The sequence below is a fragment of the Pseudomonas sp. WS 5532 genome, assembly GCF_012985445.1.
Taxonomy (GTDB): domain Bacteria; phylum Pseudomonadota; class Gammaproteobacteria; order Pseudomonadales; family Pseudomonadaceae; genus Aquipseudomonas; species Aquipseudomonas edaphica.
The window spans coordinates 399,833-414,218 of record NZ_JAAQWK010000001.1; the positions used below are offsets into that span (position 1 = coordinate 399,833).

Annotated in this window: 13 protein-coding genes and 1 pseudogene; 8 read left to right on the forward strand and 6 right to left on the reverse strand. The window is 61.1% G+C overall.

Going from position 1 to position 14,386, the window contains the following annotated elements; genetic code table 11:
• Position 1: 1 nt before the first annotated feature.
• From fahA to HBO23_RS01905, 3 genes are all read left to right on the forward strand, one after another.
• Positions 2-1,288 carry a fumarylacetoacetase gene (fahA, locus tag HBO23_RS01895; RefSeq protein ID WP_170036316.1) on the forward strand — a complete coding sequence of 429 codons (1,287 nt, stop codon included), beginning with the start codon at positions 2-4 and terminating at the stop codon, positions 1,286-1,288.
• 12 nt (positions 1,289-1,300) lie between these two features.
• Complete coding sequence (gene maiA, locus HBO23_RS01900; protein ID WP_170036318.1) at positions 1,301-1,936, forward strand: maleylacetoacetate isomerase; 636 nt, start codon at positions 1,301-1,303, stop codon at positions 1,934-1,936.
• Positions 1,937-2,073: 137 nt separating this feature from the next.
• Positions 2,074-3,444 carry an aromatic acid/H+ symport family MFS transporter gene (locus HBO23_RS01905; RefSeq protein ID WP_169986954.1) on the forward strand — a complete coding sequence of 457 codons (1,371 nt, stop codon included), beginning with the start codon at positions 2,074-2,076 and terminating at the stop codon, positions 3,442-3,444.
• A 140-nt stretch (positions 3,445-3,584) separates the two neighbouring features.
• Here HBO23_RS01905 and HBO23_RS01910 read toward each other — a convergent pair.
• Positions 3,585-4,385: pseudogene (locus HBO23_RS01910) on the reverse strand (transglutaminase family protein); the annotation flags it as partial.
• 187 nt (positions 4,386-4,572) lie between these two features.
• On the opposite strand from HBO23_RS01910, the gene HBO23_RS01915 reads away from it, so the two are divergent.
• Entirely contained in the window at positions 4,573-5,592 is a 1,020-nt protein-coding gene (locus tag HBO23_RS01915; protein WP_017135173.1) for a Glu/Leu/Phe/Val dehydrogenase dimerization domain-containing protein, read from the forward strand.
• 55 nt (positions 5,593-5,647) lie between these two features.
• Here the strand turns inward: HBO23_RS01915 and HBO23_RS01920 are convergent, their stop codons facing one another.
• Complete coding sequence (locus tag HBO23_RS01920; protein WP_138451819.1) at positions 5,648-5,908, reverse strand: YebG family protein; 261 nt, start codon at positions 5,906-5,908, stop codon at positions 5,648-5,650.
• A gap of 248 nt (positions 5,909-6,156) precedes the next feature.
• Here HBO23_RS01920 and HBO23_RS01925 point away from each other — a divergent pair, with 248 nt between their 5' ends.
• A complete protein-coding gene (locus HBO23_RS01925; protein ID WP_017135172.1) occupies positions 6,157-6,645 on the forward strand; it encodes a phosphate-starvation-inducible PsiE family protein in 489 nt (162 codons plus the stop codon).
• Here the strand turns inward: HBO23_RS01925 and HBO23_RS01930 are convergent.
• The 3 genes from HBO23_RS01930 to HBO23_RS01940 form a co-directional block, all read right to left on the reverse strand.
• Positions 6,642-6,959, reverse strand: a complete 318-nt coding sequence (locus HBO23_RS01930; protein WP_058419385.1) for a DUF3509 domain-containing protein — start codon at positions 6,957-6,959, stop codon at positions 6,642-6,644. The two genes, HBO23_RS01925 and HBO23_RS01930, sit on opposite strands and share 4 nt — an antisense overlap.
• 286 nt (positions 6,960-7,245) lie before the next feature.
• Positions 7,246-8,550 (reverse strand): serine/threonine transporter, encoded by a 1,305-nt coding sequence (locus tag HBO23_RS01935; protein ID WP_017135170.1) that lies wholly within the window; start codon positions 8,548-8,550, stop codon positions 7,246-7,248.
• Between the two features lie 62 nt (positions 8,551-8,612).
• A complete protein-coding gene (locus tag HBO23_RS01940) occupies positions 8,613-9,989 on the reverse strand; it encodes an L-serine ammonia-lyase (protein ID WP_170036320.1) in 1,377 nt (458 codons plus the stop codon).
• 137 nt (positions 9,990-10,126) lie between these two features.
• On the opposite strand from HBO23_RS01940, the gene HBO23_RS01945 reads away from it, so the two are divergent.
• On the forward strand, positions 10,127-11,074 hold the full coding sequence (locus HBO23_RS01945) for a LysR substrate-binding domain-containing protein (RefSeq protein ID WP_017135169.1): 948 nt from the start codon (positions 10,127-10,129) through the stop codon (positions 11,072-11,074).
• Between the two features lie 212 nt (positions 11,075-11,286).
• Positions 11,287-11,697 (forward strand): HPF/RaiA family ribosome-associated protein, encoded by a 411-nt coding sequence (locus HBO23_RS01950; protein WP_017135168.1) that lies wholly within the window; start codon positions 11,287-11,289, stop codon positions 11,695-11,697.
• A gap of 58 nt (positions 11,698-11,755) precedes the next feature.
• Here the strand turns inward: HBO23_RS01950 and HBO23_RS01955 are convergent, their stop codons facing one another.
• The gene (locus tag HBO23_RS01955) at positions 11,756-13,267 is read right to left on the reverse strand and encodes an MFS transporter (protein WP_170036322.1); all 1,512 of its coding nucleotides are present in this window, start codon (positions 13,265-13,267) and stop codon (positions 11,756-11,758) included.
• Positions 13,268-13,372: 105 nt separating this feature from the next.
• Here HBO23_RS01955 and HBO23_RS01960 point away from each other — a divergent pair, with 105 nt between their 5' ends.
• Entirely contained in the window at positions 13,373-14,245 is an 873-nt protein-coding gene (locus HBO23_RS01960) for a LysR family transcriptional regulator (protein WP_170036324.1), read from the forward strand.
• The last annotated feature ends 141 nt before the right edge of the window (positions 14,246-14,386 follow it).

The window sequence follows — 14,386 nt, forward strand, 5'->3', positions numbered from 1 at the left end:
GATGACTCAGCCAACCTTTACCCGCAGCTGGGTAGCCTCCGCCAACGGCCACCGCGATTTCCCCTTGCAGAACCTGCCGCTGGGCGTGTTCAGCATCAATGGCTCGGCGCCGCGCAGTGGCGTGGCGATTGGCGATTCGATTCTCGACCTGCACGCCGCGCTGGATGAGTTCGAAGGTGAAGCACGGCGTGCCGTTGAAGCCACTGCCGGTGGTCAACTGAACGCGTTTTTTGAACTCGGCCGTGGCCCGCGCGTAGCCTTGCGCGAGCGCCTGCTGGAGCTACTCGCCGAAGGCAGCAAGCTGCACACCCGTGAGGCGCAGGTGCTGCACCGCGCGGCTGATTGCCAGATGCATCTGCCGGCAAAAATCAGTGATTACACCGACTTTTATGTGGGCATCGAACACGCGCAAAACGTCGGCAAACTGTTCCGTCCCGACAACCCTTTGCTGCCCAACTACAAGTACGTGCCGATTGGCTATCACGGCCGCGCCTCGACCATTCGCCCCTCGGGCACGGACGTACGTCGGCCTAAAGGCCAGACGCTTCCGGCCGGCCAAACCGAGCCCACCTTCGGCCCGTGCGCGCGCCTGGATTATGAGTTGGAACTGGGCATCTGGATCGGCCAGGGCAATGCCATGGGCGACTCGATTGCCATTGGCGACGCCGCCGAGCATATCGCCGGTTTCTGCCTGCTCAACGACTGGTCGGCGCGGGACATCCAGGCCTGGGAATACCAGCCGCTCGGCCCGTTCCTGTCGAAAAGCTTCATCACCAGCATCTCGCCGTGGGTGGTCACCGCCGAAGCGCTGGAGCCGTTCCGCAAGGCCCAACCGGCACGCCCCGAAGGTGACCCGCAGCCGCTGCCTTACCTGCTGGACACGCGTGACCAGGCCGCTGGCGGTTTCGACATCGAACTGGAAGTGCTGCTGACCACCGCCGCGATGCGCGAGCAAAACTTGCCGGAACACCGCCTGACCCTGAGCAACACCCAGCACATGTACTGGACCGTAGCGCAAATGGTTGCTCACCACAGCGTCAATGGCTGCCAGTTGCAGGCCGGTGACCTGTTTGGTTCGGGCACTTTGTCCGGGCCGCAGCCGGGGCAGTTCGGCAGCCTGCTGGAAATTACCGAAGGCGGCAAAAAGCCGATTGAACTGGCCTCCGGCGAGGTGCGCAAGTTCCTTGAAGATGGTGACGAAATCATCCTGCGCGCCCGTTGCAGCCGTGAGGGGTTTGCCTCCATCGGTTTCGGCGAATGCCGTGGCACTGTGATCGCAGCACGCTAAGAGGGCAGGGCGATGGAACTCTATACCTACTACCGTTCTACGGCGTCGTACCGGGTGCGTATCGCCCTGGCACTCAAGGGGCTGGACTTTACCGCCGTGCCGGTGAACCTGCTGGTGCCTCCGGGTGGTGCAAATCGCCAGCCCGAATACCTGGCGATTAACCCGCAGGGCCGCGTGCCGGCGCTGCGTACCGATGAGGGTGAACTGTTGATTCAATCACCGGCAATCATTGAGTACCTGGAAGAGTGTTATCCACAGGCGCCGCTACTCTCCAAGGACTTGGCGACCCGCGCCCATGAACGCGCGGTGGCGTCGATCATTGGCTGCGATATACATCCGCTGCACAACTCCAGCACGCAAAACCTGCTGCGTAAATGGGGGCATGACGAGGCGCAAGTGCTCGAGTGGATCGGGCATTGGATCAGCCAGGGCCTGGGCGCGGTGGAGCAGTTGATTGGGGATGAAGGCTTTTGTTTTGGTGACCAGCCGGGGATGGCGGATGCGTTTCTGATCCCGCAGTTGTACGCGGCTGAGCGCTTCAAGGTGCCGTTGGGCGCGTACCCACGCATTGGACGCGTGGCGGCGCTGGCGGCGCAGCATCCGGCATTTGTGCAAGCGCATCCGGCCAACCAACCCGACACACCCTAAATCAATGTGGGAGCTGGCTTGCCTGCGATAGCGGTCTATCAGTTGATCATTCGCTGGCTGACACACCGTCATCGCAGGCAAGCCAGCTCCCACAGTTTGATCCGCGTCATCCTTATAAAAATAACAGGTACCTTGCGATGCACAATCAGATTGCCAGCTTTCGCGCGGCACTCGACGCCCGTCCGGTGTCGCGCTACCAGTGGTTGATTCTCCTGTTGCTGGCGTTGCTGCTGGTAACCGACGGCTATGACGCCCAGGTGCTGGGTTACGTAGTGCCGGCATTGGCCAAGGATTGGGGGCTGGAAAAAGCCGCGTTCGGCCCGGTATTCAGCGCCAACCTGTTGGGCCTGACCCTAGGTTCGTTATTGGTAACGCCGCTGGCCGACCGCTTTGGTGTGCGCCGTATCCTGCTCGCCTGCGTGCTGATCTACGCGAGCCTCACCGTGCTGATGGTGTTCGCCAACTCCCTGACCACACTGATGGCCGCGCGGTTTATCTGCGGCATTGGCATGGGCGGCGCGATGCCCAGCGCCATGGCGTTGATGTCGGAATATTCCCCGCCGCGCATGCGTACCTTGATGGTGACCCTGGCCGCCTGCGGCTTCTCGTTCGGTGGCGCGGCGGGTGGGTTTGTAGCCGCAGGTTTTATCGAAGGCTACGGCTGGCAGGCGGTGTTTCTGGCAGGCGGGGTGACGCCGTTGCTGCTGTTCCCCTTCCTGGTGTGGTTGCTGCCGGAATCCTTGCCGCGTTTGCTGCGGGATGCGCCGCCGTATGCGCGACTGCAAAAGGTTACGGCGCGCATGCTGCCCGACTGGCAGCCGCCGCTGGCGAGCGAGGCAGAGAATCTTCAGGAGCAGGGCAGCAAACTCACGGTGGTGGAGCTGTTTCGCAACGGCTATGCACGTCCGACCATGCTGATTTGGGCCACCTTTTTTGTCAGCCTGATCCTGCTGTATTTCATGATCAGCTGGCTGCCGACGCTGTTGCTGGAAAGCGGCCTGACGTTGAAGCAAGCAAACCTTGTGACCTCGATGTTCCTGTTTGCCGGCACTTTGGGCGCCATCGGCATGGCCTGGTTTGCCGACCGCCTGAAAAGCAAAGTGCGGCTGCTATCCGGCGTGCTGGCGGCGGCTGCGGTGTGCACGATTTTGCTCGGGCTGAACCATGACAACCCGCGTTATCTAGTGGCCTGCGTGTTCGCGGCCGGCTTCTGCATTATTGGTGGGCAACTGACCCTCAACGCCTTCGCCAGCAACTTCTATCCGGCGCATGTGCGTGCTACCGGCACCGGCTGGGCGTTGGGCGTGGGGCGCTTTGGTTCAATCCTGGGGCCGTTGTTTGGCAGCATGTTGCTGGCGATGCATATTCCGGTGGAGCAGATTTTCTTCTTCTGCGCGATTCCGGCGGTGATTGCGGCGCTGCTGATCATTCAAGTGCGCTCGCCTGGCTCCAACGCGCCGCAGGGCCCGTTGCACAGCGATATTCTCAAGGCGCCGGCCAATCATTGATTCAACGCAGATCAAATGTGGGAGCTGGCTTGTTGTGGCGAGCGGGCTTGCCCCGCGTTGGGCTGCGAAGCGGCCCCAAAACCTGCCACTGCGGTGTGTCTGGAGAAATGCGGTGACTGTCTTGGGGCTGCTGCGGTGCAATGCACCACGGTGTTGGGCGGCAAATGCCCCAGCCGCTCGGTCAGGCGCAGGCGCTGGATCGGGTCTTCGCTGAGCAGCAGTGCGTGTTCGAGGTCAAAGCGCTCGGCGCTCGGGCAGTCCAGGCGCTGGTAAAGGCTGGCCCGCGCCAGGTAATCCGCAGCGCTGGCGTTGCCCAACTCCAGCACGCGCTCGGCATCAATCAGGGCCGACAGCGGGTGGTCATTGGCCAGGTGCAGTTGGCGCAGGTTACGTGACAACCGTTGCAGTATCGCGCGCGGTTCGGCGGTGAGCAGGTGCTCGGCCTGCAACTTGAGGTTTGGCCCGTACTGGCGGTGCAACAGCTCGCGGCAGTCGTTGGGGTACAGGCGCCGGCCGCCGCAGGGGTCCAAGAGGTGGTCGGCACCGGGCACTCGCAGCAGGAAATGGCCCGGGAAATTAACCCCCACCATGGGGATATCCAGGCGCCGCGCCAGCTCCAGCGCGATCAGGCCCATGGCCAAGGGCTGGCCGCGTTTGCGTTGCAGTACCTTGTCGAGCAGCGCGGCGGCGGGGCGCAGCGGTGTGGAGTCATCCTGGGCAAACCCCAAGTCATTCATGCGCCGCAGCAACGGCTGGCCGAGCTCATCCGCTGGCAGCATGGGCATACCGACGCTGACCTGTTGTTGCAGCAAGGTCAGGTCTTGCAGGATCAGCACGGGTTGCACGCTCGGATCGTGTTCAGCCGCCATCCACAACGCGGCTTCAAACAGCGAAGGCGGTGAGCGGTCCAGGCAGGCGAAAAAGGCTTTGCGGGGATTCATTGCATTCTCCGGCGGATGCCCACGTTTTAGCCTTGCTGTGAATTTTCGTCCAGTAACTTAAGAAATGTCCTGCGTGCTTATGTCGTGATGCCTACGAAACCTGGCGGCTTATTCCAGCGTGATTCAGCAGTTTTCTACCGCAAGCCTATACTGGGGCCTCTACCAGAAGTGATTCGGGAGCCTGACGATGTTTGCGCTTATGCACAGCACCCGCCTTGAATCGCTGCACCTGAGCATCGACCCGGTCACCGGGTTGAAGGCCGTCATCGCCATCCACAACAGCCGCCTCGGCCCTGCCTTGGGCGGTTGCCGTTATCTTGCTTACCCCGACGATGAAAGTGCCGTAGCCGATGCCGCGCGCCTGGCCCAAGGCATGAGCTACAAAGCCGCCCTGGCCGGCTTGCCGGTGGGCGGTGGCACGGCGGTGATTATCCGCCCCGTGCACGTGGAAAGCCGCGCCGCGCTGTTTGAAGCGTTTGGCCGTTGCATTGAAAAACTCGACGGCCGTTTTGTGACCTCGATCGACAGCGGCACCAGCGTTGCCGACATGGACTGCATCGCCCAACACACCCGTTTTGTCACCAGCACCACAGCCGCCGGCGACCCGGCACCGCATGCCGCCATGGGCGTGTTCACCGGCATCCGCACCACTGCCATGGCGCGCCTGGGCAGCGATAACCTCGAAGGTTTGCGCGTCGCGATCCAGGGCCTGGGCAATGTCGGTTATGCCCTGGCCGAACAGCTGCACGCGGCGGGCGCCGAACTGTTGGTCAGCGACATCGATCACGGCAAGGTGCAATTGGCCATGGAGCAGTTGGGCGCACACCCTATCGCCAACGATGCGTTGCTCAGCACACCCTGTGACATCCTGGCGCCGTGCGGTGTGGGCGCGGTGTTCAACCGCCACACGGTCGGCCAATTGCGCTGCGCTGCCGTGGCGGGCTCCGCCAGCGCGCAACTGAGCAACCTGGACATCGCCGACCAGTTAGAGGGACGCGGCATCCTCTACGCCCCGGACTACGTGATCAACTCCGGCGGCCTGATCTACGTCGCCCTCAAACACGCCGGCACCGAGCTGCCAGGTATCACCGCGCACCTGTCAAATATCGGCACACGCCTCACCGAGATCTTTGCCCACGCCCAGGCCGAAAAACGCTCCCCTGCACGGGTGGCCGATGAACTGGCCGAGCGCCTGCTCTACAAATAATCCAGGCATTAAAAAGGCCCTGAATCAATGATTCAGGGCCTGTTCAATTCGGGCTTTACTCTGCCACCGGGTTCAGCAACTCGGACAATGCATCCGGCTGGCTCTTGAACGCCTTGGCAAACACATCGCGATTCTTCGCCATGTAGATCCCGGCTTCCTCCACCTGCTGCTCGCTCAGGGACGGCACGGCTTTTTGCAACACTTCTGCCAGCAACTCAGCGAGTTCAAGCATCTTGTCATGACGATCAGCTTCGGCTTTATCCATGAACAAACGCTCCAGATCTCGGCTGCTGCGGTATACCACTTCGACGGCCATTCACCACCTCACATGCCTTCACGATAGTTGTCTTATGCGACTACTGTATTCATATACAGTAAAAAGGGTAAGCCAAACCACGAGGTTTGGGTAGCAGTTTTTTAATGTAGCCGGTAAATAGGGGTTTGCAGTGCCTCATGTCACCCCGCCATCATCTTATACCTGCCGCTGGCCTTTTTTCTGCATGCAGAACAACCGTCACGTCTAACCCGCAATATCCGGTCGAATCGACCTAAGGAAGCTTCATCGTGAAAATTAACTGGGCCGAAAAGCTGCGTCAGCAAGTCCATGGGCTGGCCGAGTCGCTGGGCAATCTGTTTGTCGAGACGTTCCACTACCTGGCGTTGTTCGCCATTGGTGCGGTGACGGCCTGGGCGGCGGTGATGGAGTTTCTGGGGATGCTGGAGACGGGGCACATCAAGATCGATGATATCTTGCTGCTGTTCATCTACCTGGAATTGGGCGCAATGGTCGGGATTTATTTCAAGACCAACCACATGCCCGTGCGCTTCCTGATCTACGTGGCAATCACCGCGCTGACGCGCCTGCTGATCTCCAACGTGTCGCACCACAACCCGCCGGACATCGGCATCATCTACCTGTGTGGCGGCATTCTGTTGCTGGCGTTCTCGATTCTGGTGGTGCGCTATGCCTCGTCGGCGTTCCCGTCGGTGAAGGTCGAAGGCCCGCGTCGCAAGGGCGAGGCGAGCCTGGAAACCGAGAAAGGCGAGCTTTAAAGCCCGACGCTGAAGGGCAGGGTGCGGGCGGGCGGCGGCTGCAATAATTTGTGGCTGTCGCCATCCGTCATCACCGCCAGAATCTCCATGGCGCTGTGACCCTGCTCGATGGCGATGCCGAACTGAATGCTTTGCACCAGGCGCTTGAGCCGCTCTGGGTCGTTGCGTTGTTCGGCGCTGATCATGCGTTTGGCCACCACGCCCGTCTCGTCCGAGAGGGTGAGCATGATGCTGCCGTCGAGCCGTTGGATGCTCAGGTTGACGCGGTAGGTGGGCGTGAAGGTGTCAGTGATGATCTGAAAAGGATTGTCCATGGTGCGTTACCGCCTGATAAGAACATGCAGTCATTGACGACCGGTGTCTGGTTTAGTTCGCGTTGCCTGACCACCGGCCACTCCGTCGCTGAGGTTTCACAAGGTCCGTTTGCCTCGGTAGCTGTAGAGCAAGGGGCGTGCCGTATAGCGACTTGCCTGACTGCGCCTGACCCCTGTTGGAGCGGGCTTGCCCGCGATTGCGGTGTATCAGCTAAATAATTTCTGACTGACAGACCGTTATCGCGGGCAAGCCCGCTCCCACAGGGGGTGTGGGTTGTGTTCGATTTCAGGGCAAAACCGAAAAAACGATCGCAGACAGCGCAATCAACCCGATCAGCACCACAAACACATTCGACACCTGACCCGAATACTGGCGCAGAGATGGCACGCGGCGGATCGCGTACATTGGCATCAGGAACAACAGGCACGCGATGATCGGCCCGCCCAGGGTTTCGATCATGCCCAGGATGCTCGGGTTGAAGGTCGCCACGGCCCAGCAGGTCAGGACCATGAACAGTGCGGTGCAGCGTTCCAGCCCTTTGGACGACATCGAGCGGTTGCGCCCACGCAGGGATTTGACGATCAAACCCTGGAAGCCTTCGCTGGCGCCGATGTAGTGGCCGAGAAAGGACTTGGTGATGGCCACCAGCGCGATCAACGGCGCGGCGTAAGCAATCACTGGCGTCTGGAAGTGGTTGGCGAGGTACGACAGGATCGAAATGTTCTGCGCCTTGGCAGCCGCCAGGTCAGCCGGCGACAGGGCCAGTACGCAGCTGAAGCAGAAGAACATCACCGTCAGCACCATCATGCCGTGGGCGGTGGCGAGGATGCCGCTGCTTTTGCGTTCGGCTTGTGGGCCGTAGACGCGCTTCTGGTCAACGGCAAAGGCGGAAATGATCGGCGAATGGTTGAAGGAGAACACCATCACCGGGATCGCCAGCCACAGGGTCTTGAAGAACAGCGGCAGCGGCATGCCTTCGCTGGCGGAAGCGAAGAACGCGCCGTTCCAGTTGGGGATCAGGCTCACGGCCAGCAACAGCAGGGCGGCGACGAAGGGGTAAACCAGCACGCTCATGGCTTTGACGATCACGCCCTGGCCGCAGCGCACAATGGCCATCAGGCCGAGGATCAACACCAGCGACAGAATCGCCCGAGGCGGCGGGGCCATGTGCAGTTGGTGTTCCATGAAGCTGCTGAGGGTGTTGGTCAGCGCCACGCTGTACACCAGCAGGATCGGGAAAATCGCGAAAAAGTACAGCAGCGTGATCAACTTGCCCGCGCCCACGCCGAAGTGTTCTTCGACCACTTCGGTGATATCACCGGATTTGCCCGACAGCACAAAGCGCGTCAGCCCACGGTGAGCAAAGAAGGTCATGGGGAAGGCCAGCAACGCCAGCACGATCAGCGGCCAGAAACCGCCAACGCCGGCGTTGATCGGCAGGAACAAGGTGCCCGCGCCAATGGCCGTGCCGTAGAGGCCGAGCATCCAGGTGGTGTCGTGTTTGGTCCAGCCGGTGGTTACGGTGTTATCTAAAACGTTATCTACAGCAACAGCAGGGTTTTCAGCGGCAGGTGTACGTACATCAGTCATCGATATTGCCTCGTTATTATTTTTGCGCGGGCTCACGTAGGGGGCGGGTAGAAGTGCTCCGATCAGCACTCCACCCAGCTGACCGCCAGGCCGCCCTGTGAAGTTTCTTTGTATTTGTCATGCATATCGGCGCCGGTATCGCGCATGGTGCGGATTACCCGGTCCAGGGAAATAAAGTGTTTGCCGTCACCGCGCAGAGCCATTTGCGTGGCGTTGATCGCCTTGACCGCCGCGATGGCGTTGCGCTCGATGCACGGCACTTGCACCAGGCCGCCGACCGGGTCGCAGGTCAGGCCGAGGTTGTGTTCCAGGCCGATTTCGGCAGCGTTTTCCAATTGCTCCGGTGTGGCGCCGAGGATGTCGGCCAAGCCGGCAGCGGCCATGGCGCAGGCCGAGCCGACTTCGCCCTGGCAGCCGACTTCGGCACCGGAGATCGAAGCGTTCTTCTTGCAGAGAATGCCCACGGCAGCGGCTGCCAGGAAGAAATTGACCACATCGTCATCCGACGCATCGGCGTTGAACTTCATGTAGTAATGCAGCACGGCCGGGATGATCCCTGCTGCGCCATTGGTCGGCGCGGTGACCATGCGCCCACCGGCGGCGTTTTCTTCGTTGACGGCGAGGGCGAACAGGTTGACCCATTCCATGGCCGACAAGGTGGAAGTGATCACGTTTGGTTTGCCGATTTCCAACAGGCTGCGGTGCAATTTCGCCGCCCGGCGCGGCACGTCCAGGCCGCCTGGCAAGATGCCTTCATCGCGCAGGCCTTGCTCCACGCACTCGCGCATCACCGACCAGATATGCAGCAGGCCACTGCGGATTTCTTCATCGCTGCGCCACGCGCGTTCATTGGCCATCATCAGCTCGGAAACCCGCAGGCCGTGCTTGTTGCACAAGCCCAGCAGTTCGACGGCGCTGGAAAAGTCGTAGGGCAATTCAACATCGCTGGTAGGCGCGATGCCCGAGGCTGCTTCAGCCGCTTCGATGATGAAACCGCCGCCTACCGAATAATAGGTTTGTTCACTCAGCAGGCCGTTTTCGCCATAGGCGTGCAGGGACATGGCGTTGGGATGGTAGGGCAGGCTCTCGTCGAGCAGCAGGAGGTCGGTGTGCCAGTTGAAGGCAATGTCCTGCGAGCCTGCGAGCAGCAATCGGCCGGATTCGCGCAATTGCTGAATACGCGCATTGATCGAGGTGGGGTCGACCTTGTCTGGCCATTCGCCCATCAGCCCCATCACGGTGGCGCGGTCGGTGGCATGGCCCACGCCAGTGGCGGACAGCGAACCGTACAGGCGCACTTCGATACGTCGCGTTTCACTGAGCAAATGCTGGTCGGTCAGGGCTTGGGCGAAGGTCGCCGCTGCGCGCATCGGGCCGACGGTATGGGAGCTGGACGGGCCGATGCCCACTTTGAATAGATCGAAAACACTGATAGCCATGCTAAAGCCTTACAAGCAATGGAGTAGAAATCGCTGCCATGTTTTGTAGAGCAGGCGGAATTGGCGCGATACTGAGCCTCTGGATCGGCACTGACCAACGAATTATCCTAAGACACCCTTTAGCAGGACTAAACGCTATGACTCGCCCTCTCCATGGCCAGACCTATGTCTGGCTGCACGTGTTTTCTTGCGCCGCGCGGCATTTGTCGTTCACCCGCTGCGCCGAAGAACTGCACATCACGCCGGGGGCGGTGAGCCAGCAAATTCGCCAGTTGGAAGAGCGCCTGGGCTTTCGGCTGTTTCATCGGCGCGCCCGTGGCGTGGAGTTGAGTGCCGAAGGGCAGAGGCTGGCGGCGACGGTGGGCGAGGCTTACGGCAGCATCGATGCGGAGTTGCAGCGGCTGGACGCGGGGATGATCAGCGGTACGTTGCGATTGCGTTCAATCCCGTCGTTTCTCGGCAAATGGCTGACCCCACGTTTGCCGCGTCTGCAGCAGCGCTTCCCGGACATCCAACTGCGCATGGTCGCCGAAGACAGCAGCATCGCCCTGCACGAGGGCGACTTCGACCTGGCCATCGATTTGAACGACGGCAGCTACCCCGGCCTGTTATCCACAGCCCTGCTCGATGAACAGATCTTTCCGGTGTGCGCGCCGAGCCTGCTGCGCGGGAGGCCGCCGCTGCATGGCCCGGCGGACCTGGTGCATTTCCCGCTGTTGCACGACATCACCGCGTGGCGTGGGAGTTATGAATACGCCGAGTGGGAGTTTTACCTGAATGCTATCGGCTACCACGACGCCGACGTGCGGCGCGGCCACACCTTCAACCGCAACCACCTGACCATCGAGGCGGCTATCGCGGGTATGGGCGTTGCGATTGCGCGGCGTACCTTGCTCAACGATGAGCTGGAGCGCGGCACCTTGATCGTGCCCTTTGGCCTGGCTGTGCCCAACCACAAACGTTATGTGCTGCTGTATGCACCGGGCGCGTTGAGCCACCCGGGCGTGCGTGCGGTGCATGACTGGCTGGTAGAGGAAGCAGGGATTTTTCGCGGATTGCACCCGTTGGGAGAGGGGCAATTGTAAGGTTCGCTGAGCGTAAGAAGATGTAACCAACTCCCCACCCTAACAGCGTTTTTGCTCGTCGTCAGGGTTAATTTGTAATGTGGGATTTATCTTTGCAAAGGGGTTGAAATGTTCTTCTGACTGCTCAATTGTGTAATCAAGAGGTCATGGTTTCACCACCCCGGTGTCGCAGTTGTGACCTCTCGCGAGCTAGCTGAAATAAGGGAAGAACTATGCAAATCCAAGTCAATAGCGATAACCATATTGAAAGCAGCATCCGACTGGAGGAGTGGGTACGTACTACCATTGAGAGCACGCTCGAACGTTATGAGGAAGACCTGACCCGCGTTGAGGTCTATCTGAAAGATGAAAACGGCGATAAGCCCGGCCCCCACGATCTGAGTTGCCGTCTGGAAGCACGGCCAAAGGGCCATCAACCACTGTCGGTCCTGCATAAGGCCGATACGCTGGAACAGGCGATCGATGGCGCCGCCACCAAGCTTGAGCATGCGCTGGAACATCTGTACGGCAAACTGCGCGGCAAACCACGCGCCGCAGGGCAGAGCCTGCCTGATACCAAGGCTGACGAGGCCGAGCTGGAAGAGGAATTTCTGGAAAACGAACAGGCTGCGCTTAACAGCTGATAGCTGAGTGTTTTTTCAACCCCAATAAACGGGCCTGCATCTGCAGGCCCGTTTTCGTTTAGCGGCGCTGCTGGAAGAAGTACCGGCTCAAGCCTGCCAATCCGCAAGCACCGAGGCCGGCAAAGAGCATGGCCCAGCCGGCGCCATGGCGCAGCGCGGCCTGGGCTTGCGCAGGTTCCAGTCCTGCTATATCCAGCTTGCCTGCTGCAATGTTCTGGCTGATGGTGGGCCAATCCAACGCCGTGGTGGCAGGCAGCAGGCTGGAAAGGTGATGGCCGATGCCCAGCAACAGCACCAGCCCCATCAAGGCGATGTTCAGCGCCAGCGTGATCAGCCGCGCGCTGAGGTCGATACCCGAGGCCATGCCTGCGCGGTCGGCCGAGACGGCTCCGGTGGTGGTGTTGGTGGTAGGTGAGTTGGTCAGCGCCAGTCCCACGCCTGCTAACACACAGCTCAACAGCACTAAGACGATACTCGGTTGCTGCGCCGCATTGATCGCCGCCATGGCGATAAAACCTGCGCCCATCAAACCCAGGCCCAGCGGGATAATACGTTCGGCGCCGAAGCGCAGGGCCAGGCGTTCAGCCAGCGGCGGCACCAGCAAGGTCGGCAGCGTGTAGGCCAGCAAGGCCGCGCCGGTGGTCAGCGTGTCGTAGCCCAGGCCCGCCTGGAAGTAGAGCGGCAGGTAGATCATGAAGGGCCAGAAACTGAAATTCATGCCGATCGACCCCATCAGCGCGCCGTTGAAGCGCGGGATGCGCAACACCGAAAAATCGAACATCGGGTGCGCGCTGCGTCGCTCAACCACGATGAACAGCAGCAGCCCGACCAGCGACAAACCGGCCCAGCCAAGCATCGCCGGGCTGCCGAAGCCGTTTTCGCTGCCCTGAGTAATGAAATACACCAGGGCGAACACCGACAGCGTCAAGGTCAGCATGCCGGCGATATCCAGCCGATGGCCGGCCGGGTCGCGGGATTCCTGCACACTGATGCGCAGCAGCAGCAAGGTCAGCAGCGTGAGCGGCACATGCACCAGGAACACCCAGCGCCAATCCGCGACTGCCAGAATCAACGCGCCGACCATCGGCCCGAAGCCCAGGCCCACGCCCGCGATCACGCCCCATACCGCGAAGGCCCGCGCGCGTGCCGCCGGTTCGCGGAACTGGTGCGACAGAATGGCGAACTGGCAGATCATCATCGCCCCGGCGCCTATGCCTTGCACGAAGCGTGCAGCGATCAGTGTGGAAGCCTCATTGGCCAGCCCGCAGGCCAGCGAAGCCAATCCAAACAGCCACAGGCACAACACCAGCATGCGCCGCCGTCCAAAGCGGTCGGCCAGGGTGCCGGCGGCCATCAAGACGCTGGTGCAGGCCAGGGTGTAGGCGTTCATGATCCATTGCGCATCCTGAAAACCGGTGCCCAACTGCTGTTCCAGGGTTGGCAGGATGACCGGCACGCTGGAGATCTCCAGGCCGAACATCAATGCCACAAGGCACACGGCGGTGAGTGCCAGGCCATCTCTGGCGGTGCGCGGGGCACTGACGGCGGATACGGCGGCGGCGGGCGGCATGGGATATTCCTTTTGCTTGGGGGAGAGCGCTATTCTCGCGGGAGCAGAATTCTTTATTCGTGATAAGTTTTCCTTTGATAAGGGAATTAAGGGCGACAATTAAGCATGGCCACTCCGCGTTTTGATGGTGTTGAGCTCTTTCTGCAAGTCGTCGAGAGCGGCAACCTGACCGAGGCTGCCGAACGACTGAACCTTACGCGTTCGGCCGTGGGTAAAGGCCTGGCGCGCCTCGAAGCGCGCTTGGGCACTCGCCTGTTGCAGCGCTCCACCCGCCGCCAGCGTCTGACTGAGGATGGGCAGGCGTACTACGAACATTGTTTGCGTGCGCTGGCAGAGCTGGAAGCTGCCGAATCGGTGTTGGAGAGCGGCCGGCAACAGCCACGCGGGCGTTTAAGGGCGAGCTTGCCTTTGGCTTTCGGTCATCATTACGCGGCGCCGGCGTTGTGGGGGTTGATGGATCGTTACCCGGCGTTGGAGATCGAGATTTCGTTTTCTGACCGGCTGATCGATCTCGCACAGGAAGGCTTCGACGTGGCCGTGCGTATTGGTCCGCTGCCGGACACTGACCGCCTGAGTGCACGTCGCCTGGGCGAACAATCGGTTGGCCTGGCGGCTTCACCGGCCTATTTGCAGCGGGTCGGGCCTATCGACTCTATCGATGACCTCGCCGCCCACCGAGGCATTGCCTACCGTTGCAATACCTCGCAGCGCCCCGGTGTGCCTTCGCTGTTGATGCTCGACGACCTCCAGGCCGTGGCCGATGCCGCGATTGCGGGCGTGGGCCTGGCCTGGTTGCCGAGCTGGTTGATTGCGCATTACGTGCTGCGCGGGCAACTGGAAGCGGTACTGCCAAGCCACCGCGACCAGCCTGCGCCAATCCACGTGATCTGGCCGACGGCCGCACACATGCCAGCCAAGACGCGCTGCGCCATCGACGCCTTGGTGGCCGGCACCCCGAGTTGCCTGGTAGGCAGTTAGAGTCGGCCAATGCAGATCTAAACGACAATGCCGATCCCCTGTGGGAGCTGTCGAGCTTTAGCGAGGCTGCGAAAGCGGTGGGTCAGGCAGCTTATGTTTCGCCAGTGCCGCCGCCTTCGCAGCCTCGCTGGGGCTCGACAG